Genomic DNA, 24,859 nt, shown 5'->3' with positions numbered 1-24,859 from the left:
ATAGTAACGCTTAGAAGGATGGCTTTTATATTATGCGGAGCAAACTCCGTTTATCTTTGCTTCACTAAACAACCAAGTATTTATGAAGATAAGCCGGCGAATCCTTTCGATTTTCATACTGTTTTCCTCTGTTTGCAGTATCTCATGGGCTACCGTATTATACGGAAACGGAGCTTTATCCATGTCGTCCGACAGTCTTATTTCTGGGAAGAGGCCGTATTGGGAAGATGAAACGGTGTTTGGCGAAAACAAAGAAGACGGCCACGCCACCTTTATGCCCTATGCTACAACGGCCTTGTTGCAGGCTGATGAGCGGTATCAGAAACCTTGGCTCACTCCTTCGCAGGCAGAATTTTTATCACTGAACGGCTTGTGGCATTTTCGTTATTCTCCCGATACCCGTACTGCCCGTACCGATTTTGTCGAGGATCTGTTCGATGTGTCTGCATGGGATACCATCACAGTACCATCGTGCTGGCAGATGAAAGGTTGGGATACACCTTTATATATCAATGTAAATCACATCTTCGAGGACAATCCTCCATTTATTCGGATTCAGAAGGCTTATGCTTCGGCAGTGGATCCCAATCCGACAGGTTCCTATCGGCGTGACTTTATCCTTCCGACAGGCTGGGAAAAGAAGCGCGTTTATCTCCATTTCGATGGCCTCTATAGTGGGGCTTATGTGTGGGTAAACGGGCGTTATGTCGGCTATACCCAAGGGGGCAATAACGATGCCGAGTTCGACATCAGTGCGGCAGTTCGTACGGGACAGAACAATGTGAGCATACAAGTAGTCCGCTGGACGGATGCTTCCTATTTGGAGGGACAGGATATGTTCCATATGAGCGGATTGCATCGGGATGTCTATCTGTACGCCACGCCTCGTACTTCCATTCGGGATCATTACATTACGAGCAAGCTGCATCCCGAATCCGACTATACTACAGGGGAAATATCCGTAGCCGTAGATATGGACAACAGAGACGGATCGCCCACACGTAAGACTGTCGGAATACGTCTCATGGATCCCCAAGGGAGAATGCTCTGGGAGGAACGGAAGCAAACCCGACTGTCTGTGGGAGAACAGAAACAAAGCCTTCACTTCCGGAAAGCCGATCTTCGCAATCTATCTCTGTGGACAGCCGAGATACCTACGCTCTATACTCTTATTATTACCCAGTGGGATGAAAAGGGGCGCGAAGAATTGGCCTTTGCCACCAAGTATGGATTCCGTCAGTCGGAAATTCGCGATCAATCGGTGTATCTGAATGGTCGTAAAGTACTGTTCAAGGGAGTCAATACGCAGGATACGCATCCGCTTCACGGCCGCAGCATCGACTTGCCTACAATGATCAAGGACATAACGATGATGAAGCAGGCCAACATCAATACCCTTCGTACGAGCCATTATCCACGGCAGCCCAAGATGTATGCACTATGTGATTACTACGGCCTCTATGTCATGGACGAAGCCGATCTGGAGTGTCATAAGAACTGGGATGACCATGGGGAGAAAGGCGGTATCACCAATGCCGAATCGTGGCGGGCGCAGTACGTGGATCGCACCGTCCGTATGGTCTGTCGGGATCGGAATCATCCCTCGGTTTTGTTCTGGTCGCTCGGCAATGAATCGGGTGGGGGAGAAAACTTCCGACATACCTATGCGGCGGTTCGTGCACTCGATTCGCGCATCATTCACTACGAGGGTGCCACCCGTGGCGGAACGGAATATACCGATCTGCATTCCGTTATGTATCCTTCCCTTGCTCAGGTACAGGCCGGAGCCAATGGTCGGGGGACGGAGGGAAAGCCCTATTTCATGTGCGAATATGCGCATGCCATGGGCAACGGTGTCGGCAATTTGCAGGACTATTGGGATATAATAGAACGGAGCAGTGCCGGTATAGGCGGTTGTATATGGGACTGGGTGGATCAGGCCATCTACGATCCTTCCGAAATCAAACGTGGACTCTATCGCCTGCATACCGGATACGACTATCCGGGACCTCATCAGGGAAATTTCGTGAACAACGGGCTTGTGACGGCTGACCGCTCATGGACTCCGAAGTTGTACGAAGTGAAGAAAGTGTATCAGCATGTGAAATTCGACGCATACGACAGTAAAAGCAAACTGCTCTCTCTGCGAAATGCCTACTCCTTTACGGACTTGAATCGCTTCGGGCTTCGTTTCAAGCTCCTCTCCGACGGCTGTGTGATCGAAAGCGGAGAAATGGATTTACCCGAACTGCCGGCTGGAGAAAAAACAGCGTTGAGAATACCCGTCGCCGATATTCCAATGTATTCGACTCGCGACTACCATATCAATTTCGAACTCTTCCTTCGTGAAGCCACCACTTGGGCTGATAAGGGACACACGGTAGCATCCGAACAGTTTACACTTGCACAAAGAGAAGGTTTTGCTTCCCTCCTGCCCGAGCGGATGCCCACGCTGCAAGTGACGACGGAAGGGGATCACCTTCGTATCGCTAATGACAGAGTGCAGCTCGTATTCGATCTTCATACGGCAGAGCTTATTCGTTGGAACTATGGCGACTGCTCTGTGATCGTCCCGAAGGGAGGCCCTGTCTATGACAATTTCCGCTGGGTGGAGAACGACTCCCCCTACGGAAGTATTCCCCCCGGAGCACCGGCAAGTCAGGTACAGCCCGCTGTTCCTTCCTACGAGGTCAATGCCGATTCCACACGGGTGACCCTCACGGCATCGCATCATGCCCTCTGCCCTTATCGCCTTACCTATTATATATATGGAGACGGTACGGTGGATATTCGGGCAGACTTCACGCCCGAAAAGGAACAGGCAGATAAGTTGCGTAGACTTGGGATAAAAATGTACCTGCCCTTGCAGATGGATCGAATCGAATATCTGGCACGAGGCCCTCATGAGAATTATGTGGATCGCAGGCAGAGTGCTTTCTTCGGATTGTATTCCGACCGCGTGAGCCATATGGTCGAATCCTATGTACGCCCCCAGAGTATGGGCAATAGGACCGGCCTTAGAGCTCTGACCCTGACGGATGAATCCGGTAGGGGTATCAGGGTGGAAGTATCGGGGCAGGTCGATTTCTCCATTCTTCCCTATGACGACGAGGTTCTTGCACAGACTCGCCACCGATGGGAGTTATCCGCGCCCACGCATCATATTTTGCGCTTCGACTATATGCAGCGCGGATTGGGCAATGGTAGCTGCGGCCCCGGTACTGCTCCGGCATACCTTTGCCCTTCATCGGGCACATACTCCTTCGAACTTCGTTTTCGTCCTCACTGATATATGTCCGCAGCTACTCCGAATACGAAGAGAGCGGGACATTATTTTGTATTTCCCTTGGGCTTGGCAGGCATTCGTTCGTAGCACACATCGGTAAGCGTAAAGTATTTCTTCGATGGATTGAGGCGTACGATGGGTTTTTCGATATGCTTCTGTATGCTGAAAACCTCCCCTTTCGGAACGGCTTTGCTCTTGAACGAAGGCTTGAGCGTACCCAAATCACCAAACTCTACGATGTCTCCGTTTGCTACGATGTCTCGGGCAATTTCGGTGGCGTAATTCAAAACCGCTTCCACTTCCTGACGATTGAAGGAAGTGGACTTTGCCACACGCTCGCAGAAACTGCGAAAACTTACTCGATGTCTGCCCGTCGGCTGGGCAATCTGCACGACTTTTCCTGCATTTGCACCGACGTTCAATTTGCGTTCCACGAGGACGAATTGTAGAGGTTTATTGGACATATCTCAATCGTTTTTTCCTTTATTGTCTTTAGGTAAAATCCGGAATAGCAGCGGTTTATTCCCGAATCTTCTTGATGTATAGGGGCAAAGGTATTGAAAACTATTCAAAATACTCCTAAGTTTTCTGTCGAATAGTTCTAAGTATTCTATTAAAAGCTCCTAAGCTTTTTTCAAAAAGCTCTTAAGCTTTCTATCAAATAGTTCTAAGTATTCTATCAAAAACTCCTAAGCTTTCAGACAATACTCTCAATAGTTGCAATGAGATATAATAGAAGAATCTTGTCGATCCTATAGTATATACTTGGGTATGGAGCTTTGTCGATTCGGAATTGAGCAGACAGATCCACGGCTAAGAACCTGTTACCGAACCGGAAAAGATCTGATCGTAGTGCATGTTTCTGGAAAGAGCAGCGCGAAAACCTTTTTGTTTTGTGGCGTGAGAGTTTTCTATTTCCCGAGCCAAAACAAAAAAGTTTACGCACCACACTTTCGGTGATGTGTGACGTGTACAGGAAAAAGAAGAGGCTGCCCGCTCTACCGGGCAGCCTCCATCGTTCTCAAACCGTAATATATCTGATATTAATACATATATCCGATGTAGCTGAAGTTCTCTCTCACTTTGTCAAGTCGGAGTGCGAAAATGCCATCGTCTTTGGATAGATTGAAGTACTTTTTGTTTTCGAAGTGAGTAACCCAGTCTCTTTTACTTAGTACTCCATCTCCTGTTGGCTCAACCACTCCCCATGGATTGCGGATAATCAGGTAATAGCCATCATTGGAAACTGTATATCCCAAAACTGTATAAGCATGCAGCTGCACAATCCCATTCATATTTGGAACAGGATCGAATACACGCTCATCTTCATCTATGCCTCCAGTTGAAATTGTCATCGGTTTTGTCGTCTTATAATCCTGGCAATTATTTTTCATGAAATTTAGTAATGTCTCATCTGTGAAAGAAGAAAGCATATGATAATTGCTGACAAACCAGCTATCTCCACTCAGTTCACAAAGTGCTTCGTGGGGAAAGCCTCCTGCAATTTGTTTGATTGCGTTCTCTTTAGATGCATTAGGAAATTTCCAGTTCGCATACGCTTGTTCGAAAAGAGCGGGCCAGTATTCTCCGTTGAACCAATAGCGGCTTCTTGCATAGATCGGAACTTTGTAATATCCTCTCTGAAGAATTTCATTGGTGGAAATTCCTGCTCCCGATGAGCATGGTATTGACTGTCCTGAACGCCCTATGAAGTAGCGATAGAGTCGCCATTCATCTTGATTCGACATGATGTCCACATCCATATTCAATAGAGCGGGATGTACCCAGGCTATAGCCGACAAAGCTGCAAGCATGTAACAATCGCCAACGGCTCCTTGGACTACTGTGTCCCACAGATTATGTGCTCCATTGCTCTGGAAGCCGACTTCTCTGTACTGATGCACTGTATTATGATCATCTCTTAAATTTTTTGTCGGAAGGATGATTTTGCTGATCTCCTTTGTGATAGTAGTGGATGACAGTGCTTGCTCTCTGAGGTCGTTGATGTCAAGTTTTTTGGCTTCTTTTCTTGCCTTTGAGGCAGCTTCTTCTTTTTCTTCGGGAGGCATGTCATAATCGTTGAACGATTCAAGGATTCTCTCCAGACCGTCCTGCCCTCTTTGGGTCTTAGTCAAAGCCGAATCCACGATTTTGACCTCAGCATCCCGGTCTCTTCCGGCTCCTAATATAGAGTCACCTTTGGATAGATCTTGCATGCTTGAGCCCAACACACGTTCTACTATATCGGTAGTCCGTGGGTTGCTCCAATCCAATGGTCTCTCTAAAACAACTTCTGTAAGTGCATACGGATTGATCATCCCTGTAGGGCTGCAATCTTTACATTCTTTAGATTCGACAGGAATGTTCAGTTCTTTAAGCTTGGCTTCCTCCCTTTCGATTTTACGAGCTTTCGCTTCCTCTTGTTGAGGAGTAAGAGTTGCTTTTGCTTCTAATTTCTGCAATCTTTCTTTTGAAATTAGTTGTGGTACTAATTTTTTCGCCATAATTGAAAAACTTTAGGTCGATTAAACTGTGACTTTTGACTCTTTTCTTGTACTTTAAGAGTCGCACAAATGAAGTAACATATTGTGGGAAAGACTTGGACAAATCACGCATTCCCTTGGACAAATCACGCATTTGTCTACAAAAAAACTGACGAATCTTGAGTGCAATTTGGACAAATCACGCATGCAAAAGAGTTTAATACGCATTATTTCAATCGCTTACGAGTACAAGAGCAAAAACAGGTAATTTTTACATGAAATGTGCACGAAAAGTGTTTTGAAAAAATACAAAGGTGTTTTTTCAGACAAGGCACCTCAGCAGCAGGGGCGACACATTAAAATTGTATTGAGAGGAAAACGATCAGGAGTAAAAAGTCAAGAGGATAAATTTTTTACGCTCTATCCGTGGGTCCGGAACCATGCAGAGGCTTTCAAATAGAGAATGATACACAACTAACGGGGCTTTAATGACTATAAAAGTACTTAGAAAGCTGTTTTTAATGCGTCAGCCCTGAATAGGGAAGTCGGGCTTAGATCGAACTGACGAGAAAATAAAGGGGGCTGCGCCAAAAATGAATTTTGACACAGCCCCTTTTGTATTAATGTTATCGAATTACAGTATCCCTACTTGAACATCAGGCTCTATGGCTTTTACACCTTCGTTCTGTGCCAATGCCTGCAATTCTTTTGCAGTCAGTCTGGCAGCCAAGATGTTGCTCATCAACACCCGATAGTTTTTCAAGTTGAGAGATTCTGCATTCACGCCTTCCATCAATGTGATAATAACATCAAATTCTCCGAACGGTTTCGAGTTTATCTCTCTTTGAAGTTCAAAACTAATTTTGTCCATAACATTCAATTTTAATGTTTCACATCAATGTCAAAGCTACAACGAAATCTTCACACTAAGCTGATGCCTTTTGTGTGTTGCTTCGTACTACATTTACCAAAATAGATACCATTCTTTCCAACTGTCATAGAAGACGGTTTCATCGGTTGAAACTACCCTATCACAATTGATAAGACCAAATCCCTTTTCCACGCTTTTTGGATATGGATGCCCGTAGTAAGAACCTATCAATATTTGCTTCTTAATCCAGTATGTATTCACACTATGGCCCCATCTTTCCCATAGTAAAGCTGCAAGTCCTGCAACATGTGGACAAGCCATACTTGTACCGTCCATATACGCATAACCGTTATTTAAATAGGTTGATGTGATGCTTACTCCAGGAGCAACACAACCGACAGGATTCCATGGCAAATATTGTCGTCCTCTTGATGAGAAAGAAGCAAGATTATTATTCCAATCAACAGCACCAACTGCTATCGGACTTGTACTCCACCAATTATCTCTGGCTGAATTAGCGGGAGCACCTACCCATGGGAAGTATCCGTCCCCACCATTGCCTGCCGCTGCAACAACAAGAACTCCATTTAGCTGGCATCTTGAAACAGCGTTTTTATAAGCTTCAGTCGGAGCGTAGGAACCACCTAAACTCATACTTGCCACCTTAATGCCATTCCCCACACACCAATCCATTCCTGCAATTATATCACTTACATATCCGAATCCATCATCACCCAGAACCTTTACGGCATAAAGTCTGGCGCGAGGAGCAACGCCTACAGTTTGCCCCCGATACTCTCTTGCTGCAATAATACCAGCACAATGCGTACCGTGTCCACAATAATCCATATAACTTCCTGAACCAGAGAAGTCAACACCACCATAAATCCATAAATCAGGGTGGTTATAATCAATACCGGTATCCAATACGGCAACTTTTACATTCCAGCCATCATAGCCCCTTGCCCATGCTCCAGGCGCTTTTACCATTTTGATATTCCAAGGAATGTACGAAGCATTTATATCCATAGTAGAGTCGAGTGTTTGTGCCGATGCAGCTGCAACATCACAAGATTTTGAAGCGTCTTTCTTGAGATTTGCATCTAACATTGACGAGAACATATCGACCATTGCCTTCTTGTATCCATCAGCAAAACCACCTTCTTGCGTTTGAGTTTGCTTATCGGTTTCCAATGACTTGTCGGCAACTAAATTGCTTTGACCGGAACATCTTTGAAGGCTAAAAGGCTTAGATTCTTCTTCGGGAACTGTTTTGTCTCCCACTATCGTGCCTTCGCTCTGAACTTTAAACGGCACAACGGTTTCAGTAAAGGCTTCTTTTGTGCGAAGATCGCCTTTAACTCTTGCAGCTCCTTTGCTCTTGCTTGCTTCTAACTTCGCCATTTCCTCCTGATTGATGTAAACCTCTGGCTGATAGTTATGGTCGAACCCTTTTGGCTCCATGCCCAAACCCAAGGCAAATACCTTTGTATCTTCTTCTACTGCCAAGACACCTTTCTGAGTTGCAAGTTTCTTTGCTCCTTCCGATGTAAGTTCAAGCACTGAAATACCAAGGTTTTCAAAATGCAAGACATTATCTTCCAAAGCGGCTCTTTCGGCAGACATGAAAGATACCCCTTCCTTTACATTTGATTGGTTTACTTTTAACAGTTTTGATACAGAGGCTTTGCTAATTTCTTGATCTGCATAGGTTACTAAGAATCTTTTGTTGTTTTTGTTAGGCATAGTTGTTATTTATTAAATTTACTACTCGTATGGCTTTTCGAATCCGCCCCGTTTTTAATGGTTTCTGGCTCCATTTCTTTTGTCAAACCGGGTAGTTAACCCTTCCTTTAGACTTCTTTTTGTGTTTTGATTATTATACTACTTTTCTGTGATAATTGAAAAATTTTAGATTGATTAAACTGTGACTTTTAGCTCTTACACTTTAAGAGTCACACAAATGAAAGAATATATTAAGGAAAGGTCTTGTACAAATCACGCATTTTCTTGGACAAATCACGCATTTGTGTACAAAAAAACTAACGAATCAAGGTGCAATTTGGACAAATCACGCATGCAAAAGTGGTTAATGCACATTATTTCAATCACTTACGAGTACAAGAGCAAAAACAGGTGATTTTTACATGAAATGTGCACGAAAAGTGTTTCGAAAAATTACAAAGGTGTTTTTTCAGACAAGGCACCTCAGCAGCAGAATACGTGAAGAAGGGGATTATTTCATTACCTTTGAACAGCAGAAACTTAGCTCAACAATATATGATTACAGCCGAACGTTATCACGACATTAGCATGGGACACCGCGTAGTGGGGCACGATCACAAGTGCAGACATCTGCATGGACACAACTATCGTATCCACTTTATATGCAGTGCACCGGCTCTTGATTCGATCGGGCGTGTAGTCGATTTTGGCGTTATCAAGGAGCTGCTATGCCAGTGGCTTGAAGATCATTGGGATCACAAGATGATGCTATGGGAGCAGGATCCGTTGCTTCCTGCTTTGCGTGAGACTGTGCCGGACGATCTGGTCGTGGTACCATTCAATCCTACAGCTGAGAATATGGCTGTTTATCTGACAGAAGTGATAGGGCCGATGCAGCTGGCCGGCACGGGAGTGACACTGATCGGTTGTCGGGTGGACGAGACTCGCAAGTGCTCGGCCTCCTATACATTATAATATAGTACAGGATAATACGGAGCAATGCTCGTAAACGAAATCTTTCACAGCCTTCAGGGTGAAGGAGCCAATACCGGACGAGCTGCTGTCTTTGTCAGACTCGCAGGCTGCAATTTGGCATGTCCCTATTGTGATACCGATTTCATCCAAGGGGAAAAAATGTCACTGGAAGAGATTGCCCACAGTATCGAACATTATCCCACACGCTTTCTCATTTGGACTGGTGGAGAACCGACACTGCAACTTACAGAAGAAGCTACGGCTTATTTTCACCGGCTTGGTTACTATCAGGCCATAGAGACCAACGGAACTCGCCCCGTACCCAAAGGTATAGACTACATTTCCTGTAGTCCCAAACCCGAAGCCATAGGAAAGCTGAAAGAAAATTTCCCGGATGGAGTGGGGGAGTTTCGTTTTCCGCTGGGATCCGATACCCCTCTGCCTCCACCGATCGATGAATTGCCCACTGCTCTGTATTATCTTGTCAGCCCTATCTTCACGGGGGACGATGCCATGGAACCCGATCCTTCTGCCATTACTCGCTGCGTCGAGTTCGTCAAGGCTTTTCCTGCTTGGCGTCTGAGCATACAGATGCACAAACTGATTCATATCCCATAGCCTATTCCTTTTCTTCTTAATATGCACAACGGACAACATAAAATCCATTATCCTTTTCTTATCCTGTTGGTATGCCTTGCTTTTGCTGCCTGCAAGAGCGTGAAGCTGAAAGATGCGGAGAAGGCACACGATCGCCAAGAGTACACCAAGGCTGCCGATATGTACAATACGCTATACAGGCGTACACCACGAAAGCAGATGGAGATGAAAGCTTATACGGCTTTCCGATCCGGTGAAAACTATCGTGCCGCCGGCAGACAAGCCAAAGCTCTGCGTGGCTATCTGAATGCCAGACGCTACGGGTATCCGGATTCTGTGGTACTGCTCCGTTTGGCACAGACCTATCAGCAAGGAGGTAACTATAAGGAAGCCGAGGCCCTCTTCCGTGAATATTTGGAAGCTTATCCGACAAGTTATTTTGCAGCTATCGGTTTGGAGGGGTGTCTCTTCGCCCTCCAACAGAAGGAATATCCTACACGTTACCGGATACGACGAGCCGCCGAGTGGAATTCGGCACGGGGCGACTTCGGCCCGGCCTATGCACCCGATGCTTCGGCTCTCTATTTCACCTCGAGCAGAAGCAAAGACGACGGTTTGGATAATAGCAGCATAACGGGACTGAAACCCAATGATATTTATATCATCAAACGTGATGCACAGGGACGATGGGGACGTCCCGATAGCGTGTCCGGAGGGATCAATACTTCTTGGGATGAAGGCGTGCCGACGATCACTCCCGATGGCAGTACCATATATTATACGTTGGCGCAGCAAGGAGCCGATTACGACCGTACGGTACAGATCTATTCTGCCACTCGGAGCGGAGAAGGCGGCTGGAGCAACGGTTCGCTCGTGGACATTATGCGCGATTCGCTCCGTATGGCTGCTCATCCCTCTATGTCGGCATCCGGCAATTACCTGTATTTCGTCAGCAACATAGGCGGTAGCTATGGCGGCAAGGATATTTATCGTGTCAAGGTGTCGGATCGTTCTTATCGTTCACCGGAGAATTTGGGTCCTGACATCAATACGCCGGGGGACGAAATGTTTCCCTTCATAGATGGGGATAGTACCCTTTTCTTCGCTTCGGACGGACACGCCGGTTTGGGAGGACTGGATATTTTCAAAGCCGTACTGGACTCTACCGGCCGATGGCATGTAGTCAATATGGGACAACCGGTCAATTCCTCTGCCGATGATTTCGGTTTGGCTGTGGAGCCTAAAGGCAAAAACGAAGAAGGAGCTTTGCCGGACAACGGTGTCAATGGCGTATTCTGTTCCAACCGAGGCGATGCACGCGGATGGCCGCACCTCTTCCATTTCGAATTGCCGGCTATCTACACCGAGATTCAAGGTTATGTAATGGACAGAGAAGAAAATCCCATAGCCGGAGCGACTGTCAGGATCGTAGGCGAACGCGGCCCCGTAGGACAGGGATTCGTGACCACTCGTGACGATGGCTCCTATAAGATGACCGTGCAGGGCGATACCCGCTATGTGATGCTTGCAGGAGCATCCGGCTATTTGAATCAGTATGTAGAGCTCAAGACCGATACTGCCAAGCAGAGCGAGACCTACTACGTGGATTTTTTCCTTGCATCGCGTGAGAAGGCCGAAGGCTTGCAAAATATTTTCTATGATTTCGATAAAGCCACCCTTCGACCCGAAAGTATGAAGAGCCTGGACGAACTGATTCGTATCCTTACGGACAATCCGGATATTCGGATCGAGTTGGGTTCGCATGCCGACAGGAAAGGCCCCGATGCTTACAACCTCGGACTATCCGACCGTAGAGCCAAATCCGTGGTGGACTACCTCACGAGTCGCGGCATAGCAGCTGACAGGCTTACGTGGAAAGGCTACGGTAAGTCTGTCCCCAAGACGGTGACGGCTAAGATGGCCGAACGGCACGATTTCCTGAAGGAAGGCGATGTACTCACCGAGGAATTCATCACACCTTTGACCGAGGAGCAGCAGTCAATCTGCGACCAACTGAACCGTCGTACCGAGTTCCGTGTCATCGAGGAAGAGTCGCGTTAATCACTCTTGGGATAAAAAAGTAGGACGTAGAAAGCCGTACCGAGTGGTCTTTGACAAGACTTATTTTTCAGCGTGTCGAATCTAATATTAGTTTTGGCTGAAACTAATATAAGTTTTGGAGAGAAGCTCCATAGGTGTAGAATGAGAGTAATGTTGATCACACTTTTCCAAACTCTTGGATCGAGTTCTCGTTCGTAAATAAAACGTTTTCTAACAGATACTATCCGGCTGCTAATGCGTACTTTTGCGGCAATACAGCACGAACAATATGGATAAGAAATCTTTTCAGGAGTATTATGCCACCGGCTTTAGCCATTGCTACGGTTGTGGCACATCGAACGAGCATGGTCTGCATGTAAAGAGTTATTGGGCGGAAGAGCATCCGGATGAGACGGTAGCGCATTTCCGTCCCGATTCACATCATACGGGAGGGTTCCCCAGCTTTGTCTATGGAGGACTCATTGCCGCCATCCTCGACTGCCATGGCAATGGCACCGCAGCCGCAGCCGGTTATCGTTCTCAAAGTCGCCCGATGGATTCGGAGCCGAATCTGAGATACGTGACGGCTAATCTGAATCTCAACTATCGTCGTCCTACCCCGATGGGAGTGGACTTGGAGCTACGTGCCCACATCAAAGAGGTAACGGACCGGAAAGTGCTGATGGAGCTGTCGCTCATCGCAGAAGGGCAGGTAACGGTAGAAGGAAGCATGCTATCCGTTCTGCTACCCGAAAAGAAGTAGAGCAAGCAAACGGAGAGGGTAGGATAAAAACGCGCTTTGCGACTCAGGCATAGACGGCACAGTCGGCCGAATATGAAAGAGTCGCAAAGCGCGTTTTTTTTGTTCGATTCTTATTTCAATATCACGATGCCTCCGCGGGCACCATGCGCCCCGATTACCAGAGACTGCTCTATATCGGCAGTCTTGGATGGCCCACTGATAAAGCAGGAGTATGGAGACTGCGAGTCTATTTCGGCCACACGTTTATAAGCCTCGTGCATGTTGTGTACGAGCTTCGTCTTGTCCAAGACGATGACCAGATACTCCGAGATGAAAAACATGGCTCGCTTCTGTATCGTCTGATCCACCCATACACATCCGTTCTCGCACACCCCTATTTCACCTTCGATAATAGCCAAGTCCGTACCGTTCATGTCGCCCGGATTCTCTACTTCGTCCGGTTTGTAGGTAGCTATATGAATGTATGGAAGGGCTGATCCGATCCGTTTGGCGTCCGGATATGCGGCTCTGATCACTTCGTTAATGTCCTGTCCGGGCTGAAGCTCTATGGCATCGCCGCCCACTGCACGCGATATTTCGATGAAGCGAGCCACCTTGTCCGGAAAGGTAATGGGAGTAAAGTTCATCTCCGGTTTCGGTTCACGCTGCTTGGTGTGCTGTTTGATTCTGTCTAATATGATTTGTCTGCTGTCCATGATGATTACTTCTTGATATTCTTCTTCCACCAATTATTGAACGAAGTAGAGGCAAAGCGAGGCAATTCGCGCCCCTTGCCCCATGCGTTCAGGCTGTTGTACAGCAGGAACCGAGGCAGACTGTTGGCTATGGGAGCCATCTTCAGAGCCGCATTGAAACGCCACGGGCTGTCCATCAGGTATTTCATACCGGCCGACATCAGCTTTTTCTCTTGGCTGGCACGCCCCAAATGATCCAAATCCTGACGCCAACGATAGATCTGCTCACCGAGGTCGATTTTCACAGGGCACACGCTCGAACAGGAGAGACAGAGCGAGCAGGCCGATACATTGTCGCTATACCGGCGCGGATCCTTGAGCATACCCAGATTGATCCCGATAGGCCCGGGGATGAAATAAGTGTATGAATAACCGCCGGAGCGACGATAGACGGGACACGTATTCATACATGCACCGCATCTGATGCAGTTGAGCGTTCTCACGTGCTCCTCGTTTTCGATGATGTCCGTCCTTCCGTTGTCTACGATGATATAGTGTAGCTCTCCTCCTTCATGAGGTTTGCGATAGTGTGCCGTATAGGTCGTAGAGGGCTGTCCCGTACCCGAACGTGCCAGAAGTCGGGTGAATACCCCCACGGCATCCAAGTCGGGCACCAACTTCTCCAACCCGAAAGAGCAAATGTTCAATTTCTGACAAGCCATACCCATATCGGCATTGCCCTCATTGGTGCAAACGACGACTTCGCCCGTAGAGGCAACGGCAAAGTTGCCACCCGTCATTGCTGCATCCGCGCTGATAAAGTCTTCGCGCAGGCTTTTGCGTGCTGCACGAGTCAGATACGTAGGGTCGTAATTGCCCTTCTCCGTACCCAGCTTGTCGTGGAACAGATCGCTTACAGCCTCGCGCTTGATATGGATGGCCGGCATCACGATGTGGCTCGGTGGCTCTTCCATAAGCTGGAGGATACGTTCGCCGAGGTCTGTCTCGATCACGTTTATACCCTTTTCGATAAGATATTCGTTCAGGTGGCACTCCTCGGTAAGCATGGATTTGCTCTTCACGAACTTTTTGACGCCATGATCACGCAGGATACCATACAGGATCTCGTTGTGCTCCTTGGCGTCCTTAGCCCAATGGACGATGACACCGTTGCGGCGAGCATTCTCTTCGAATCGAAGCAGCAGCTCATCGAGGTGCGTCACATTGTAGCGTTTGATGTCGTGAGCCAGTTGGCGCAGGTCTTCCCATTCCGGTACCGTATCACGTTGGATGTCCCGTTTGTGGCGTACCATCCAGAGCGTCTCGTCATGCCACTTGGCTCCGGCCTTATTCTCCAAAAAGCGGGCAGCCGCTTCGCTATGCTTCGTACTCATAAGTTTGCTGCTAAAATTTCTACTGCATGAATTGTCTTGATCGGCAATTTCTCTCTGTCTATCACCCCTTGCATATGCATCAGGCACGAACTGTCCGGCCCTGTGATGTACTCCGCACCCGTGGAGATGTGGTCTAGCACCTTGTCATGCCCCATACAGGTGGATACCTCCGGCTCCTCCACCGAGTACATACCACCGAAACCACAGCATTCGTCTATTCGCTTCGGCTCGAATACCTCTATGCCCTGCACCATCTCCAATAGCTGGCGCACCTTGTTGTGGTACGGACGGTGCACTTCGCTGGGGGTGGATAGATGCAGTTCGCGTACGCCGTGGCAGCTGTTGTGCAGGCTCACCTTGTGGGCAAATCGAGAGGGGAGGCTCGTGATCTTCAGATCATCGTGCAAGAACTCGCATATGTCGCGCACCTTGGCTGCCGACTTGCAGACATGTCCTGTCGGTCTGAGGATGTGATCGTAGTTTTCCTTCACGAAAGCAACGCAACTGGCCGATGGCCCTACGACCACATCATACGATTCGAACAGCTCTTCGAATCGCAAAGCCAGCTTTTGTGCTTTCTGTTCGAATCCGGCATTGGCCATAGGCTGGCCGCAACATGTCTGATCCATCGGGTAGTCGACATCTATGCCCAAACTCTTCAGCAGTTTGTACGTGGCGATACCCACTTCCGGATACACTGCATTGACATAACAGGGGATGAACAAACCTACTTTCATTGTGATAAATCTGATAATTGTATTCTTAAAAACTTTTGTCCCTATGCCCTGAAGAGGTGCAAATGCTTCCTCTTCGGCCATACGTCAGGGGGAAAACTCCACGGGAAAGTCTAAAAAAGAAGCTCGCAAAACCAAAGAATACGGGCACCTTTCCCTATCTATATTTCGCATGCCCTCCGGATACGATCGCATCGTATTCAAGCTCCTTATGGGTCTACTCTTCTATCCCAAAGTAAATATATTTCCGCCAAAAAGCATACCTCCGTCCGATAAATGTCTCTTGGCGCGGAGGTTCTTATCCTCTACGGATCAGGTCGGCTACTATCGGCAGCCCATGATTTGGAGGATGGCTTCTATGCGCAGTTGGGGCGTGGAAGGTGGATGTGCCGAGCTGTTGAATATGATGCTGCCGGCCGAGAAGTCGAGCATGGGTACATCATTGGCACCATCGCCTACGGCAACTATTTCGGCAGGGGTGAGGGATAGCTCCTTGGCCAGGGAGCGGAGAAATTCGGCTTTGACCTTCGCATCCACTATGGTACCCGATAGACGGCCTGTCAGCAGGCCATCTTTGACCTCTGCCTCCGATGTGCAGATGTAGTCGAAGCCGTACCGTTCTTTGATGTAGTGCGAATAAAGTCGGAATCCTCCCGAAATGATAGCGGAGCGAATGCCTTGCTCCTTGAATTTGCGCATCAACGAAGGCAGTCCCTCAACGATCGGGAGAGATGCAGATAGCTCCTCCAGCTTCGCCAAAGGCAAGCCTCGTAGCATGGATACGCGCCTGCTGAAATTGTCCGGAAACTCCTCTCTCCCCGACATGGCAGCCTCCGTCAGTTCACCCATCTCATCGAGGCATCCGTGTGCGGTGGCCAATTCATTCATGATCTCCGTGCGCACAAGCGTCGAATCCAGATCGAAAGCTACGAGTCCGATGCGCCCAACAGGTGTATCCTCTCTGCGAATACCGAGCATAATCGGATACGTCCGGGCCATAGGCATCAGAGCCTTTATCAACAGAGATTTGGCTCCTTTGTAGGCTACCGATAGCCGCACACAAGGATCGTATGTATCAGCCTCACGCACGAATTGGACTACCCGTGCGCCGATAGCTTCCACAGCACGACAAACCGCTGCCACATGCAGCAGATCTGCCCTTGCAGCCATGATATATATCCGATAGTCACCGTTCATTCCGCCACAAAGATAAACCCTTGCCGATGAAATGTTTTATAGTAAAACATTCGGTGGCTGTTACGATTCATTCGACTTCAGCATTTTCGTTACCTTTGCCAGCCTGATGAAGCTCTCTGTCGGAAGTTGGATGTCGCTGCCGAGAGAGCCGATTGCTTGAATAGAAATACATGGATACTATAGACTTAACGATGACAGAATATGCACACCGAATACCTTTATACCCCGATCTTTCCGGCCGATTCTTTCGCGCCCATAGCCTATCATGCCATTTCGATATTCAGCAAACAGTATAAACCTCTATGACGAATAAGTAGGAATAACCCCTCTTATACTCCCCTAAAGGTACAAGGCACCCGTACGGTTCGGCCACGAATCGTGTGGGTGCCTCTTTTATTTCAGCTCCTGAGAGAGCCTTTTTCAGCCTGCGATTTATATAGAAACGAGTTCCGATCTATATATAAATGGAAAACGATTTATATATAAAATGAAAACAATCTATATATAGATCGAAAACGGTTTATATACAGATCGTTATCTTCTCTTCTGAAAAGCATGTTTTGATCCGAAAAAGTTCGTTTTTTCATCTTCTGGACTTCATAATCTACTTCTTTTTACCCCCTTATTTAGAATCATTCCAAACTCGTCTTCGTTGTTGAAAACTTTTTTCGCGCGAAAAAAATAACCCGAATGGCATGCTCTGCTTTTCTCCGATCCGATCCGAAATACAGCTTTTTCAGCTATACATTCTGTCCCTCATTTCAGGCAAAATCTTGGAAAAGCGGAACGAAAAGGTCATTTTCATTATGGAAAAGTGGAATAAATACCCTCTTTACACCTTGGAAAAACGGAAAATTACGGTTATGTTTGTCTTGCATAAATGGAAGTAGCCATGTTGAGAAGGAAGATAGACAAGTACCTCAAGGATTATTACGAAAGTTCTCGTAATGCTTTGCTTCTTACGGGAGCGAGGCAAATCGGTAAGACATATTCCATCCGTGAGTTTGGAAAATCCTTTAAAAGTTTTGTGGAGATAAACTTTGTGGATACTCCGGAGGCTGTCGATGTTTTCAAAGATGCCAAAAGCAGTTCGGAGATTTTGCTTCGCTTGTCTCTGATGACGACTGTTCCCCTAATCAAAGGCGATACGCTTATCTTCTTTGACGAAGTACAGAGGTGTCCTGAGATCGTAACGGCTATCAAATTTTTAGTGGACGAAGGTTCGTATCGCTATATATTGAGTGGTTCGTTGTTGGGGGTGGAGCTGAAAGATCTACGCTCCGAACCTGTCGGGTATATGGGTGTCAAAGACATGTATCCGCTTGACTTCGAAGAGTTTGTTTTGTGCGTGGGTATCAGTGAAGATATAATAGGGTATTTGCGCAATGCTTGGCAAAACCATACTGTTGTCGATGAGTTTATTCATTCCAAAATGATGGAATTGTTTCGTCTCTATCTTGTCGTTGGCGGCATGCCTGCAGCTGTCAGCAGCTATATCGAAAGCAATAACCTTCAAGAAGTTATGACCATACAGCAAGACATTATTCGTCTCTATAAGCGTGATATTGCACAGTATGATCCGAACAACAAGCTATACATAGAAGAGATTTTCGATCTGATTCCTCCCGAACTCAATGCAAAGAATAAACGCTTTATCCTAAAACGACTAAATGAGAATGCCAAGTTTGAGCATTATCAGAACAGCTTTCTTTGGTTGAAGAATGCAGGAGTGGCTTTGCCTGTCTACAATGTAGAGGAGCCTAAGACGCCTTTGCTACTTGCTCGTTCGCGAAATTTGTTCAAACTCTTCCAGAGTGATATTGGCTTACTTGCAGCCCAGTATGCAGAGGGTATCCAGCTGCGGATAATCAAGGGCGATAAGGATATTAATTTCGGTTCCATATACGAAAATGCAGTCGCACAAGAATTGGCGGCTCATGGATTTACGCCCTATTATTACAATAATAAGAAGCGAGGCGAATTGGATTTTGTCATCGAAACAGAGGGACGGGTGCTTCCCATCGAAGTGAAATCGGGCAAGGACTACCAGACGCATCGTGCCTTAGCTAATATCATGGCAGACAAGGAGTACCGATTGCCACGTGCTCTGATTTTGAACAATGACACCCTAAAAGTGGATGGACAACTTATTTATGCCCCCATTTATATGGTGATGTTTCTACAGAAAGACAATACTGCCCCTACTTACTATAAAGTGGACCTATCGGCTTTGCAATAAAGTCATCAGGCTATATTTCATATTGGCAGATGTATTCCGAAAGGAGAAAGAGCGGAGGTTGTGCCGTTGATGGGGAAGTATTCCTAAATTAGCGATCGCTAAAGTGATGGAAGATGGATAGGAGGATCGTGTTCGGAGGGGAGGGTTGTAGCCGACAGTGTTTGTGTGCAGTTATCCATTCGATCGGGAGGCCTTTCGTTCTCTTCTTTGGCTTTTGTCTGTAAATCCCGATTTCCTTAACTCATATAATTGTCTGTTCCTATCAAACGCTCTCATCTCCTTATCAGTGCTGCTTCATCGGGTGGTGGAAAGACTACTTTCACGCTCGGATTGCTACGATTGCTTCGAAGGCGCGGTCTCAAAGTGCAGCCTTTCAAATGCGGTCCCGACTATATCGATCCTAAGTATCACCGCCTTGCATGTGGCACGGAAACGGTGAATCTGGATGCTTTCATGATGAGTCGGGAGCATATCGCCCGACTCTATGATCGCTACGGCAGTGAAGCCGATGTTTCTATTGTGGAGGGGGTGATGGGTTTCTTCGACGGGTACGACCGTATGACGGGTAGCAGTGCCCTTTTGGCCGAAAATCTGCGCATTCCCGTATTGCTTCTGATCCATGCAGGCAGCACGGCCTATTCTGTGGCTCCGATACTGTATGGCTTCAAACACTTCCGCCCGGGTGTGGCTCCGGTGGGTGTCGTTTTCAATAAGGTTGGCTCCGCTTCGCATTATCGCTATCTGGAGGAAGCGGCTGCGGATGCCGGTGTGGTCAGCCTCGGTTACTTGCCGAAAATGAAAGATTTGGAAGTACCGTCGCGGCATTTGGGTTTGTCTGTGGAGGATTTAGCCCGTTATGATTATTTGCCGGACAGGGTGGCAGATGCCATCGAGAAGTATGTGGATGTGGAGAGATTGCTTGGTCTGATGGCCTCCGATGTCGATCCGGTTATCGAAGAAGAGAGCTTTACGGAATCTTCTTTGCACGGGAGGAAATGCATTGCGGTGGCGGATGACGAAGCATTTAACTTCACCTATCGGGAGAATATTCGTCGGCTCGAAAGCCGGGGAAGGGTTGTTCGATTCAGTCCTTTGTGGGACAATCGTCTGCCCGATGATTGCAATTTCCTGTATCTGCCCGGTGGTTATCCGGAGTTTTACCTGCCGGCATTGAGTGCCAACGAATCCATGAAGCGGTCGGTACGGGACTATATCGAGTCGGGAGGTCATGCTCTGGCCGAGTGTGGCGGTATGATGTACCTTTGCGATACGATACGGGGCATGGACGGACGGGACTATCCCATGTGTGGCGTATTGCCTGAAGCGGCTACGATGGAAGGAATGCGCCTGCACCTCGGCTACAGGTGGATGGTGTACAAGGGGAAAGAGCTACGCGGACATGAATTTCACTACTCTTCGACTATCGGCTCTACGCCATCCGTGGCACAGCAGTACAATGTGCGAGGCGAAGCCGTGGAGACTCCGCTATACCGATACAAGAATCTCTTGGCCGGATACACGCATCTCTACTGGGGTGAGCATGACGATCTGTGGACGTGGTTCGACTGATGGAAGCGAAACGATGTAATCTATGATATATACGAAGACAGGAGACAAAGGAACGACCGGCATATTCGGTGGGGAGCGCGTCCCCAAAGATGATATACGGGTGGAAGCCTACGGCACGATGGATGAGCTGAATGCTGCCATCGGCATTATTCGGACATTCCTGCCGGAGGAAGATGAGCGTCAGACCATGCTGTACGACATGCAGATGCGGATGATGGCAGCGATGAGTATCGTGGCTACTCCTGCCGGCAAGCGTGAGCAGAATCCCAATCATTTCCCCGAAGATGCCGCAGCCGACTGCGAGGCTTTTATCGACAAGCTTTTGGCCGAGACAGCCGACAACGGCTATTTCATCCTTCCGGGTGGTACGCCGCTTTCCGCTCATTTGCAGTTGGCTCGTACGATAGCACGCCGAGCGGAAAGAAGGTTGTGGACATTACACCGGTCCGATGAAGTTCCGGATGCAATCTTGAAGTGGATGAATCGCCTGTCTGATCTTTTCTTCGTGATGGCTCGGCACGAAATGCAGCAGCAGGGTTGGAGCGAGGAGAAGTGGCATAGATTCGCCTATAAGAGAAAGAAGAAATGACGGAAGGCGGAAAGCTACGGCCGATTATGTTTGTCGGCACAGGCAGCGATGTAGGCAAGAGTATCATCGCTACGGGCTTCTGTCGCATTTTTCGGCAGGACGGCTATCATCCGGCCCCATTCAAAGCCCAGAATATGGCTTTGAATTCGTTCGTCACGCCCGAAGGTTTGGAGATCGGACGAGCGCAGGCCGTGCAGGCCGAAGCTGCGGGCATTCCGTGCCATACGGATATGAATCCCGTGCTGCTCAAGCCGAGTTCGGATCGTACTTCACAGGTCGTACTCAACGGCCGTCCGATAGGCAATCGGGATGCTTACGAATACTTTCGACGAGAGGGAAGGGACGAACTGCGTACGGAGGTGTACGCCGCTTTCGATCGCTTGGCTTCTCGTTTCAGCCCCATCGTCATGGAAGGGGCGGGTAGTATATCCGAATTGAATCTGCGCGATACCGATATAGTCAATATGCCGATGGCTATCCATGCAGGTGCATGTGTGATCCTTGTGGCCGACATCGACCGTGGAGGCGTGTTCGCTTCGGTCTATGGTTCTATCATGCTGCTCTCGGCCGAGGAGCGAAAGCATGTGCGAGGCATCATGATCAATAAGTTTCGGGGCGATCTTCGCCTTTTCGATGAAGGGAAAAAGATCCTTGAGGAATTGTGCGGCATTCCCGTTGTGGGAGTAATACCTTATTATAAGGATATTCATATCGAGGAGGAAGACTCCGTAGCACTGTCGGTCAAGCAGTATGCTGCCGGACAGGGACGGGTGAATGTGGCTGTAGTCCTGCTGCGATACTTGTCGAACTATACGGACTTCAACATTTTGGAACGCGATCCTCGCGTACACCTTTACTATACGAACAATACGGAAGAGCTGCGCAAGGCCGATATTATCATTCTACCCGGCAGCAAGAGTACTTTGGCCGATCTCTATGAGTTGCGGCGCAATGGTGCGGCACAGGCTATCGTGCAGGCACATCGCGACGGGACAACGGTATTGGGGATATGTGGCGGATTCCAACTCATGGGCATGGAAGTGTGCGATCCCGACCATATAGAGGGCGATATAGAACGCCTGCCCGGTCTCGGCCTGCTGCCTGTAACGACTGTGATGACGGGCGAGAAGGTTACGCGTCGTACGGCATTTCGCTTTCTGGATCATACGGATGAGTGCGAGGGATATGAGATTCATATGGGACGGACGATGCCTGTCGAAGGTGCAGCATCTTCTCCACTGAATCGACTCTCGGATGGAACAGAGGACGGATATTTCGTGGATGCTACTTGTATGGGTACTTATGTGCATGGTATCCTCGACAATCCGACCGTAATAGACTATCTGCTCTCGCCGTATGCAGACAAAATGGAAGAACGGAAGAGCTTCGACTATGCCCGCTATAAGGATGAGCAATACGATAAATTGGCTGACCATCTGCGTCGATATGCCGATGTTCCGCTGATTTACCAACTGATGAAAAACGATGATTAAAGGACACGGAGACGATCTCTATCGTCATGGACCCATTCGGGCTAATTTCAGTTCGAATGTATATAACGCCACCGAGCGTCAGGGTCTGCTGGATTACCTTCATCAGAGACTGGATAGCATCGGCTCTTATCCGGAACCGGAACCTTATTCTTTGGAGAAAGGTTTGGCCGATTATCACGGCATAGCTGCCGACTCTATCAGTGTGACCGCTGGTGCCACGGAAGCTATTTATCTCATAGCACAGGCTTTCCGTGGATCTTCTTCGGCCGTGGTGGCTCCCACTTTCAGCGAATATGCCGATGCTTGCCGGCTACATGGCCATCGTGTGGATTTCATTTCCAAGCCCGAAGAGGCTTCTTCTCGATATGATATGGTCTGGCTCTGTAATCCGAACAATCCGACGGGGCGCGTTTGGAAGGCAAGCGAATTGTATCGTATCGTTCGAGAGTATCCGTCCACGATTTTCATTGTGGATCAGTCTTACGAATACTTTTCCACGGCCGAAGTACTCGATACGAAAGAGGCGGTTTCTCTCCCCAATCTTTTGCTGCTGCATTCGCTTACCAAGCGTTTTGCCATACCGGGCTTACGCCTCGGATACCTGGCAGCCCACGTTTCTCTGACCGAAAGGATCAGAGCTTGCCGCATGCCGTGGTCGGTGAATGCCCTGGCCATTGCCGCCGGTGAGTATTTGGTGCAGCAGGGATTTCCTGCTTCTGTACCTTTGGCCGAGTTGCATGCGGAAACCGAACGGCTACGCATGGCTATCGGCTCAATCGCCGGTTATGAGGTGGAGCCGACTGATACCCATTTTATGCTGGTTCGCTGTCGTCATCATTCGGCTGCCGACCTGAAAGCTGTTTTGGCCGATCAATACGGTCTGCTGATTCGGGATGCCTCCAACTTCGAGGGCTTGGATGCCCATTGCATTCGTATAGCTACACAGACGCGCGAGCAGAACGATTGGCTGATCGATGCACTTCGATCGATTTCTTTCTAATTCCTTTTTTCTGTTCGGTATGCAGGAATCTGTTTTAATCATTCTTCTTCTTTTTTTATTGCCACTGTTGCTGGGATGGTTGGCAGACTATTTTTTAGGAGATCCTCTTTCTCTTCCGCATCCTGTAGTCGGCTTCGGTCGTATGATTGCATTCGGAGAGAAAAGGTTTAATAGAGGCAACTACCGCAAGGCGAAAGGCGGCTTGATGTCGGTGGTCTATATCATAGCCGTTTTTCTTTTGACCCTATTGATCCTCTTGGGGCTTGCTTTTGTCTGTATCTATGCCATTTTGATGGACGATTCTTTGTGGATTGCTCTGGCATTTGCTGTGGCTTCTCTTATTTCGGCTGTCGGCATTTTCTTCTGTTTGGCCGGCACTACCCTTATTCGTGAGGTACGTATGGTATTCCAAGCAGTCGATCGTTCGCTTGAAGAGGGGCGCAGGCAAGTGGCCCGCATCGTAGGACGCGATACGGTAGCTCTGTCGGCGCAGGAAGTCAGGACGGCAGCTCTGGAGACTTTGTCGGAGAATCTGAGCGATGGAGTTGTAGCTCCTATGTTCTGGTATATGTGGCTGGGATTGCCGGGGATGATGGCCTATAAGATGGTCAATACCCTTGATTCGATGATTGGCTATAAGACGGAGCGGTATCTTCTTTTCGGGCGGATAGCTGCCAAAATCGACGATGTCGCCAACTATATTCCTGCAAGGCTTACGGCTTGGCTGATGATTCTCGTGAGTGGGAAGCTCCACCTGTTCTCTTTTGTTCGTCGTTATGGTCGGCAACATGCAAGTCCTAACTCCGGTTATCCCGAGGCAGCTCTTGCAGGTATATTGAATTGCCGTTTCGGTGGCACACACGATTATTTTGGAGAAAGCATCAGCAAGCCTTATATCGGCCATAACGAACGTGAACTGACAACGGCAGATATGCAGATTGCTATTCGTATCAATCGGCGCGTAGAGCTGGTGATGCTGTTGATGACACTCGTAGTGAGTTGGATTACCTCCTCGCTCTTTCTTTTTGCCTGATCTCTGAAAAAAAAACTAAGAATAAGCTCTGCAGCGAAAGACTTCAACGAAAATCCCATAAAACGGACACAAATAGCTGATAGTTAGCGCATTGATGGGAGCAGAATCAGCTGACAATCGCGTCCTGCATCGTGCAGGAAGCAAGAATCAGCCGACAATCGCGTCCTGCATCGTGCAGGAAGCAAGAATCAGCTGAC

At 48.1% G+C, this 24,859-nt stretch carries 19 protein-coding genes; 11 read left to right on the top strand and 8 right to left on the bottom strand.

Annotation, left to right across the window (positions count from 1 at the left end; all coding sequences use genetic code 11):
- The first annotated feature begins 82 nt into the window (after positions 1-82).
- The gene (locus F452_RS0100775) at positions 83-3,289 is read left to right on the top strand and encodes a glycoside hydrolase family 2 TIM barrel-domain containing protein (RefSeq protein WP_018964360.1); all 3,207 of its coding nucleotides are present in this window, start codon (positions 83-85) and stop codon (positions 3,287-3,289) included.
- Positions 3,290-3,330: 41 nt separating this feature from the next.
- On the opposite strand, the gene F452_RS0100770 is transcribed toward F452_RS0100775, so the two are convergent.
- The 4 genes from F452_RS0100770 to F452_RS0100750 all read right to left on the bottom strand — a co-directional run bounded on the left by F452_RS0100770 (position 3,331) and on the right by F452_RS0100750 (position 8,386).
- A complete protein-coding gene (locus F452_RS0100770; RefSeq protein ID WP_018964359.1) occupies positions 3,331-3,750 on the bottom strand; it encodes an HU family DNA-binding protein in 420 nt (139 codons plus the stop codon).
- A gap of 579 nt (positions 3,751-4,329) precedes the next feature.
- Positions 4,330-5,790: a C2 family cysteine protease gene (locus tag F452_RS0100765; protein ID WP_018964358.1), complete on the bottom strand. Its 1,461-nt coding sequence runs from the start codon at positions 5,788-5,790 to the stop codon at positions 4,330-4,332.
- A 613-nt stretch (positions 5,791-6,403) separates the two neighbouring features.
- Positions 6,404-6,640 carry a protease inhibitor I9 family protein gene (locus F452_RS0100755; RefSeq protein WP_018964356.1) on the bottom strand — a complete coding sequence of 79 codons (237 nt, stop codon included), beginning with the start codon at positions 6,638-6,640 and terminating at the stop codon, positions 6,404-6,406.
- A gap of 93 nt (positions 6,641-6,733) precedes the next feature.
- A complete protein-coding gene (locus F452_RS0100750) occupies positions 6,734-8,386 on the bottom strand; it encodes a S8 family peptidase (RefSeq protein WP_018964355.1) in 1,653 nt (550 codons plus the stop codon).
- 534 nt (positions 8,387-8,920) lie between these two features.
- Here F452_RS0100750 and F452_RS0100745 point away from each other — a divergent pair.
- The 4 genes from F452_RS0100745 (at position 8,921) to F452_RS0100730 (ending at position 12,740) form a co-directional block, all read left to right on the top strand.
- Positions 8,921-9,340, top strand: coding sequence for a 6-pyruvoyl trahydropterin synthase family protein (locus tag F452_RS0100745; RefSeq protein ID WP_018964354.1), 420 nt, complete (start codon positions 8,921-8,923; stop codon positions 9,338-9,340).
- 24 nt (positions 9,341-9,364) lie between these two features.
- Positions 9,365-9,958, top strand: coding sequence for a 7-carboxy-7-deazaguanine synthase QueE (locus tag F452_RS0100740; protein WP_018964353.1), 594 nt, complete (start codon positions 9,365-9,367; stop codon positions 9,956-9,958).
- Positions 9,959-9,979: 21 nt separating this feature from the next.
- The gene (gene porE, locus F452_RS0100735) at positions 9,980-11,998 is read left to right on the top strand and encodes a PorE family type IX secretion system protein (protein ID WP_018964352.1); all 2,019 of its coding nucleotides are present in this window, start codon (positions 9,980-9,982) and stop codon (positions 11,996-11,998) included.
- A gap of 268 nt (positions 11,999-12,266) precedes the next feature.
- Positions 12,267-12,740 (top strand): PaaI family thioesterase, encoded by a 474-nt coding sequence (locus F452_RS0100730; RefSeq protein ID WP_018964351.1) that lies wholly within the window; start codon positions 12,267-12,269, stop codon positions 12,738-12,740.
- A 110-nt stretch (positions 12,741-12,850) separates the two neighbouring features.
- Here F452_RS0100730 and F452_RS0100725 read toward each other — a convergent pair whose 3' ends face one another.
- The 4 genes from F452_RS0100725 to serB form a co-directional block, all read right to left on the bottom strand.
- Complete coding sequence (locus F452_RS0100725) at positions 12,851-13,435, bottom strand: LutC/YkgG family protein (RefSeq protein WP_026292071.1); 585 nt, start codon at positions 13,433-13,435, stop codon at positions 12,851-12,853.
- A gap of 5 nt (positions 13,436-13,440) precedes the next feature.
- Positions 13,441-14,808 carry a lactate utilization protein B gene (locus F452_RS0100720; RefSeq protein WP_018964349.1) on the bottom strand — a complete coding sequence of 456 codons (1,368 nt, stop codon included), beginning with the start codon at positions 14,806-14,808 and terminating at the stop codon, positions 13,441-13,443.
- Positions 14,805-15,545, bottom strand: coding sequence for a (Fe-S)-binding protein (locus F452_RS0100715; protein WP_026292070.1), 741 nt, complete (start codon positions 15,543-15,545; stop codon positions 14,805-14,807). Before F452_RS0100715 ends, F452_RS0100720 begins: the two co-directional genes overlap by 4 nt.
- A gap of 321 nt (positions 15,546-15,866) precedes the next feature.
- Positions 15,867-16,712 (bottom strand): phosphoserine phosphatase SerB, encoded by an 846-nt coding sequence (gene serB / locus F452_RS0100710; RefSeq protein WP_235290085.1) that lies wholly within the window; start codon positions 16,710-16,712, stop codon positions 15,867-15,869.
- A gap of 919 nt (positions 16,713-17,631) precedes the next feature.
- On the opposite strand from serB, the gene F452_RS0100690 reads away from it, so the two are divergent.
- From F452_RS0100690 to cbiB, 6 genes are all read left to right on the top strand, one after another.
- Positions 17,632-18,978: an ATP-binding protein gene (locus F452_RS0100690; protein ID WP_026292069.1), complete on the top strand. Its 1,347-nt coding sequence runs from the start codon at positions 17,632-17,634 to the stop codon at positions 18,976-18,978.
- A 249-nt stretch (positions 18,979-19,227) separates the two neighbouring features.
- Complete coding sequence (locus tag F452_RS0100685; RefSeq protein ID WP_018964344.1) at positions 19,228-20,547, top strand: cobyrinate a,c-diamide synthase; 1,320 nt, start codon at positions 19,228-19,230, stop codon at positions 20,545-20,547.
- A gap of 22 nt (positions 20,548-20,569) precedes the next feature.
- A complete protein-coding gene (locus tag F452_RS0100680; protein WP_018964343.1) occupies positions 20,570-21,136 on the top strand; it encodes a cob(I)yrinic acid a,c-diamide adenosyltransferase in 567 nt (188 codons plus the stop codon).
- Entirely contained in the window at positions 21,133-22,629 is a 1,497-nt protein-coding gene (locus F452_RS0100675) for a cobyric acid synthase (RefSeq protein WP_018964342.1), read from the top strand. The genes F452_RS0100680 and F452_RS0100675 overlap by 4 nt, the downstream gene beginning before the upstream one ends.
- Positions 22,622-23,629, top strand: a complete 1,008-nt coding sequence (cobD, locus tag F452_RS0100670; RefSeq protein WP_018964341.1) for a threonine-phosphate decarboxylase CobD — start codon at positions 22,622-22,624, stop codon at positions 23,627-23,629. Before F452_RS0100675 ends, cobD begins: the two co-directional genes overlap by 8 nt.
- Before the next feature lie 19 nt (positions 23,630-23,648).
- Complete coding sequence (gene cbiB / locus F452_RS0100665) at positions 23,649-24,662, top strand: adenosylcobinamide-phosphate synthase CbiB (protein ID WP_018964340.1); 1,014 nt, start codon at positions 23,649-23,651, stop codon at positions 24,660-24,662.
- The last annotated feature ends 197 nt before the right edge of the window (positions 24,663-24,859 follow it).

This window comes from Porphyromonas gulae DSM 15663, assembly GCF_000378065.1.
Taxonomy (GTDB): Bacteria; Bacteroidota; Bacteroidia; order Bacteroidales; family Porphyromonadaceae; genus Porphyromonas; species Porphyromonas gulae.
The sequence above is the reverse complement of the archived record's forward strand: the minus strand, read 5'-3'. Positions and strand labels throughout refer to the sequence as shown.

What these genes read in the sequence shown, in the direction of transcription:
- F452_RS0100720 (WP_018964349.1), bottom strand. Translation starts at nt 14,808, where the DNA reads ATGAGTACGAAGCATAGCGAAGCGGCTGCCCGCTTTTTGGAGAATAAG.
- F452_RS0100675 (WP_018964342.1), top strand. Translation starts at nt 21,133, where the DNA reads ATGACGGAAGGCGGAAAGCTACGGCCGATTATGTTTGTCGGCACAGGC.
- serB (WP_235290085.1), bottom strand. Translation starts at nt 16,712, where the DNA reads ATGGCTGCAAGGGCAGATCTGCTGCATGTGGCAGCGGTTTGTCGTGCT.
- cbiB (WP_018964340.1), top strand. Translation starts at nt 23,649, where the DNA reads ATGCAGGAATCTGTTTTAATCATTCTTCTTCTTTTTTTATTGCCACTG.
- F452_RS0100715 (WP_026292070.1), bottom strand. Translation starts at nt 15,545, where the DNA reads ATGAAAGTAGGTTTGTTCATCCCCTGTTATGTCAATGCAGTGTATCCG.
- F452_RS0100770 (WP_018964359.1), bottom strand. Translation starts at nt 3,750, where the DNA reads ATGTCCAATAAACCTCTACAATTCGTCCTCGTGGAACGCAAATTGAAC.
- F452_RS0100740 (WP_018964353.1), top strand. Translation starts at nt 9,365, where the DNA reads ATGCTCGTAAACGAAATCTTTCACAGCCTTCAGGGTGAAGGAGCCAAT.
- F452_RS0100730 (WP_018964351.1), top strand. Translation starts at nt 12,267, where the DNA reads ATGGATAAGAAATCTTTTCAGGAGTATTATGCCACCGGCTTTAGCCAT.
- porE (WP_018964352.1), top strand. Translation starts at nt 9,980, where the DNA reads ATGCACAACGGACAACATAAAATCCATTATCCTTTTCTTATCCTGTTG.
- F452_RS0100765 (WP_018964358.1), bottom strand. Translation starts at nt 5,790, where the DNA reads ATGGCGAAAAAATTAGTACCACAACTAATTTCAAAAGAAAGATTGCAG.
- F452_RS0100745 (WP_018964354.1), top strand. Translation starts at nt 8,921, where the DNA reads ATGATTACAGCCGAACGTTATCACGACATTAGCATGGGACACCGCGTA.
- F452_RS0100690 (WP_026292069.1), top strand. Translation starts at nt 17,632, where the DNA reads ATGTTGAGAAGGAAGATAGACAAGTACCTCAAGGATTATTACGAAAGT.
- F452_RS0100750 (WP_018964355.1), bottom strand. Translation starts at nt 8,386, where the DNA reads ATGCCTAACAAAAACAACAAAAGATTCTTAGTAACCTATGCAGATCAA.
- cobD (WP_018964341.1), top strand. Translation starts at nt 22,622, where the DNA reads ATGATTAAAGGACACGGAGACGATCTCTATCGTCATGGACCCATTCGG.
- F452_RS0100755 (WP_018964356.1), bottom strand. Translation starts at nt 6,640, where the DNA reads ATGGACAAAATTAGTTTTGAACTTCAAAGAGAGATAAACTCGAAACCG.
- F452_RS0100775 (WP_018964360.1), top strand. Translation starts at nt 83, where the DNA reads ATGAAGATAAGCCGGCGAATCCTTTCGATTTTCATACTGTTTTCCTCT.
- F452_RS0100725 (WP_026292071.1), bottom strand. Translation starts at nt 13,435, where the DNA reads ATGGACAGCAGACAAATCATATTAGACAGAATCAAACAGCACACCAAG.
- F452_RS0100680 (WP_018964343.1), top strand. Translation starts at nt 20,570, where the DNA reads ATGATATATACGAAGACAGGAGACAAAGGAACGACCGGCATATTCGGT.